Annotated in this window: 1 protein-coding gene; it reads left to right on the forward strand. The window is 72.8% G+C overall.

Annotation, left to right across the window (positions count from 1 at the left end; all coding sequences use genetic code 11):
* Positions 1 to 37: 37 nt before the first annotated feature.
* The coding region (locus AC5L38_RS44065) for a type I polyketide synthase (RefSeq protein WP_495248793.1) at positions 38 to 2,007 on the forward strand (1,970 nt) is incomplete at its 3' end.

Below are 2,007 nucleotides of genomic sequence, written 5' to 3' on the forward strand. Positions count from 1 at the left end.
GTTGGCGGTGCGGGCGGCTGATCAGGTGGGCTGCGCGGTGGTCGAGGAATTGACGGTGGAGGCGCCGCTGGTCCTGGACGAGAGCGGCGCGGTGGCGGTCCAGGTGCGGGTCGGTGAGACGGAGGAGTCGGGTCGCCGGACAGTGAACGTGTATGCGCGTCCGGCTGAGGCTGAGGAGAGCCAGGCGTGGGTGCGGCACGCGACCGGAACGCTGGCAGCCGGTGTTTCGCAGGGGGCGTCGTTCGATGCGGCGGTGTGGCCCCCGGCGGGGGCGATGGCGATCGAGCTGGAAGGGCTGTACGAGGAACTGGCGCAGGAGGGGTTGGGGTACGGTCCGGCGTTCCAGGGACTGCGGGCGGCGTGGCGGGGGGCCGAGGGCGAGATCTTCGCCGAGGTGAACCTGCCCGAACAGGCACAGTCGAGCGCGGGCACGTTCGGGCTGCACCCGGCGCTGCTGGACGCGGCACTGCACGCGGCGGGTTTCGCCGGGCTGGACGCGGCGGATCGTGGCCGGTTGCCGCTGTCGTGGAGCGGGGTGTGCCTGCACGCGGGCGGGGCGTCGGTGCTGCGGGTGCGGCTGGTCAGGACGGGGCCGGACGCGGTGTCGCTGAGCGCGGTGGACGCGACCGGAGAGCTGGTCGTGTCGGCGGGGTCGGTGGTGGTGCGGCCGGTTCCGGCTGAGTGGCTGGAGGTTGTCTCGGCCGGTCGCGGGGTTGGCCGGGAGGCGTTGTTCGGGGTGGAGTGGGTCGCGATGGGTGAGGTTCCGGCGGCTGAACCGGTGGCGTTCGCCGCCCTGGGGACGCCGTTCGGAGCCGGTGAGGTGTACGCGGATCTGGAGGCGCTGGCCGGGGCGGATCGGGTGCCGGAGGTGGTGGTGACCGAGGCGGTCTCCGACCGGGCCGGTGGGGTTGTGGAGTCGGTGCACGAGGCGACCGCCCACGTGCTGGATCTGCTGCAGCGGTGGCTGGCGGACGAGCGGTTCGCCGATTCGCGGCTGGTGTTCGTTACCCGGGGCGCGGTCGCGGCCGGTGAGGGTGAGGTGGTCGCCGATCTGGCGGCCGCGGCGGTGGGAGGTCTGGTCCGGTCGGCGCAGTCGGAGAACCCGGGCCGGTTCGTCCTGATCGACCTCGACGTGGCCGACGGGCACTCGACCGCCCACCCTGACGGCGATGATGGGGAGCCGGACCGGCTGGTGCCGGTGGGCACGGACGCCGCCACGTTGCCGGCCTCGGTGCTGGCCTCGGGCGAGCCGCAGGTGGCGGTACGCGGTGGTGAGATGTTGGTTCCGCGTCTGGCCCGGGTGGCGCCCGCCTCCGACCTGCCCGACCTGTCCGACCTTGATGGGGAGGTGAGCCGGGTCTGGGATCCGGAGGGCACGGTGTTGATCACCGGTGGCACCGGTGGTCTGGGCGCGCTGTTCGCGCGGCACGTGGTGGCCGAGCGTGGCGTACGGCATCTGCTGCTGACCAGCCGCCGGGGCCTGGACGCCCCCGGAGCAACGGAGTTGCAGGCCGAGCTGATCGCCCACGGTGTTGAAGTGGAGATCGCCGCCTGTGACATGGCCGACAGGGACGCGGTGGCGGCCCTGCTGGCGCGGGTACCGGTCGGCCACCCGCTGACGGCGGTGATCCACACCGCCGGCGTGCTGGCCGACGGCACGATCCCGTCGCTCACGGCGGAAGGTTTGGATGCGGTGCTGCGTCCGAAGGTGGACGCGGCCTGGCACCTGCACGAGCTGACCGCAGACAGTGACCTGGCCGGTTTCGTGGTGTTCTCCTCGTTCGCCGGGGTGATCGGCAATGCCGGGCAGGGTAACTACGCGGCGGCGAACTCGTTCCTGGACGCGCTGGTGCAGGCGCGCCGGGCTCAGGGGTTGGCGGGGGTGTCGCTGGCCTGGGCGTTGTGGGCTCAGGAGACCGGGATGAGTAGTTCGTTGGGTGAGGTCGATCTGCGCCGGATGGCGCGGGCCGGGATGCCGGCGTTGACGGCCGAGCAGGGGCTGGCCGC

This window comes from Streptosporangium nanhuense (assembly GCF_059358815.1).